This window comes from SAR324 cluster bacterium, assembly GCA_029245725.1.
In the GTDB taxonomy this organism is placed as follows: Bacteria; SAR324; SAR324; order SAR324; family NAC60-12; genus JCVI-SCAAA005.
On the sequence record JAQWOT010000346.1, the window covers coordinates 1 to 3185 of the forward strand.

General features: G+C 44.5%; 1 protein-coding gene. It reads left to right on the forward strand.

Annotation, left to right across the window (positions count from 1 at the left end; translation table 11 throughout):
* Positions 1-3185: Ig-like domain-containing protein (locus P8O70_19065; protein MDG2198941.1), on the forward strand; the 3185-nt coding region annotated here is incomplete at both ends.

Consider the following 3185-nt stretch of genomic DNA (forward strand, 5'->3'; position numbering starts at 1 on the left):
GGCCAGTGACAACCAAACTGTCAGCGGGCAATGGAATCTGGACAATGACAGCCTCATCTTCTGGTCCACAGGGCCATTGCTAAGAGAAACAAACTACCAACTCCAGCTCCGGGGCTTTGTTCATCCTCAGGACAACCTGACCCTCTATCCTTCTCAGGTCTTTCACTTCAAAACTGATAACCAGACTCTCAACCTAAACAATGGACTCATTGCCTATTATCCATTTGATGGTAACACAAATGATGCTAGTCCTAATGGATTGAGTGGCACCAATACAAGTGCAATCAAGAGTACAAACAGATTTGATCAATTAGAAAATGCGTATTCTTTTGGCACCAATAGTTATGTCAATATTCCCCATAATTCTTTACTGAATCTGACGAGTAACTTTAGCCTTTCTGCATGGATTCACCCAACAAATCCATCAGGGCAAGAATTACAAGGAATCATCTCAAAGTATAACTCTGGTTCTGCAAATACTTATACGTTTAGATTATGGAATGGTAAGTTAAATTTAGCTGGAGCAACTAGTCCTGTCTGCAATGCTGCTGTCAAAGCAAACCAATGGGCACTTGCAACAGCAATTATACATACAAACAACTTTGCAAATTTATATCTTAATGGTTCAAAAGTATGTTCAGTCACAAACATGGGCATTTCAGCCAACACCGATCCGTTGAAGATTGGAAATGATTACAATGATTTGAGGGGTTTTCTAGGAAGGATTGATGAAGTCAGAATCTATAACAGAGTTTTATCACTAAACGAAATCGGGGCACTCTACGCTGTTGCGGATCCAAATCTGCCAAGAATTTTCAGCAGTGCACCTGCCATCGGGGATACTGGAGTCTCTGTATCTGATAACATCACGATCTTTTTTGATAAGCCACTCGATAACTTAACGATCAATTCATCAAATATAGAACTTATCAAGTCTGATAATATCTCCGTTGCTGGTGCAATTTACTTTGATCAATCAGGCAATAAAACGCTCATCTTTGATCCTACTAGTAATCTAAACTCAGCAGACAACTACACTCTTTATCTGAGTTCAGGTGTTCAAGATCTCCTCGGTAATGCTCTCTCCCCTATACAAATTAGCTTCCAAACACAGCTTTTAGGGAGTGGACTCTCAAGTGATCCTTACCAAATTAGTAGCCCTGTCAGTTTGCAGAAGATTAGAGACAATCTCTCTGCCTACTACAAACTGACCAGTAACATTAATTTGAGTGGTATCACGAATTGGCAACCAATTGGAAGCAGTTCAACTCCTTTCAGTGGAACAGTTGCAGGAGACAACCATACGATTTTCAATCTATTGGTAAATGCCTCTTCCAACAACTATAGTGGTCTTTTTGGCAACATGGAAAATGCTACGATTCAGGATCTGCAACTCGACAACATCAGCATCCAGTCTCTGTGCCAGCAATATATTGGCAGCTTGGTTGGTGAGATGAGGGGAACCACCGTCAAAAATGTTCAGGCTCGTAACATCAAGATCACTGGTGGACCCAATACAGGAGGTTTGATTGGTGCTATCAATACTGGAAATGCTTCCACCATTGAAAGGACCGCTACAGATTTCGGAAAAATAAACTCAAGTTGTTCTAGTGCAACAGGAGGCTCAAATGTTGGTGGGCTGATCGGAGCAGTTTATGAGAATAGTACAATTACCGAATCCTATGCAGCCATCGAAGTGATCAGCAACTATGCCTCTACAGGAGGATTGATTGGTGGGATAGCTAACAAGAACGTTACTCTGAGTAATACCTACTCCATAGGAACAGTTACGAACTCAAAGCAGAACACGGGTGGATTGGTTGGATATACGCAAAGCACTCCAATGATTCAAAATAGCTTTTCTAAAGGCTCCGTCAGTTCTGATAATGCACCTACAGGAGGCCTCATTGGCTTCAATCCCATTTCCAGTAATGTAGTCTCTTCCTATTGGGACAAGAGCAGCTCAAATCAGGTCAACTCTGCGGGTGGGCTCAGTCGTACAACTAAACAATTGATTGAAACTGTGCAGCCCAATGGGGTGATTAATAACGAAAATAGCTACACTAATTGGGACGAAACTATCTGGAACTTGGGGACGGTCTGTGATTACCCAATACTACTTTGGCAACCTTCTCCCAAGAACTGTATTCGTTTTGGGGGCAATACAGACAACATGACCGATAACAGCTCCGTCCACACCTACACCGATATCCAGATCGCCTTCAACCGACCTGTAGATAATTCCACGTTGAACAACAACACCGTTACTCTGAGTCCTCCAACCAATATTCACGCTGCCAGCTACGACAATGCATCCCGCACCTACACCCTCACTCCTGCGAGTCCACTCGATAACAACACTACTTACACTCTGAATCTCACTAATGGGATTAAAGACACTCGGGGCAATTCATTTGTTGGGGAAACCAGAAGTTTCTACACACTGTACAATGCTGTGCTTGGGAGTGTTGGTACTGTTCGGAACTTCACCAATGCTGGGGCAACGGGACGACTTGGGCCGACTCAAGCTCAGATTAACACTGCCTACTTATCCACCAATCTAGCTGGTGCTGTGACTATCAACACCCAGGGAATCCAGGAATGGACTGTACCGACAACGGGTACTTATCGGATTGAGGCTTATGGTGCTCAAGGTGGCACCATAAACGGATACAGTGGAGGGAAAGGGGTGGTTATGAAAGGAGAAATTCCACTGAACGCGATGGAAAAATTGAGGATCGCAGTTGGTCAACAAGGTACTGGTGCTGGGAATGGAGCTGGTGGTGGTGGAGGTTCATATGTCGCGAAAGGCTCAGCCTTGAACAGTGCTACTCCTATCATCGTTGCTGGTGGAGGGGGTGGAGCAACCTCTTACAATTCAAGTCCGCTTGCAGGAGACAACGGAACAACTTTAGAAAGTGGGACTAATGCTTCGATAATTGTTGGTGATGCTGGAAAGGGTGGTAATTCAGGTAGCGGTGGGAAAGGGGGTAGAGCGGGTGGTGGGGGTGGGTTTTATTCATCGGGTACTGCTGGCGTGCATACAGCTGGGGGAGGAATAGGATTTAGATTAGGTGCTACAGGTGGATTAGCTGGTCAAAATGCATCATATCATGACAATGGAGGATTTGGGGGTGGGGGTGCTGGTTCGTGGGCGAATGGTTATGGTGGAGGTGGAGGTGGTT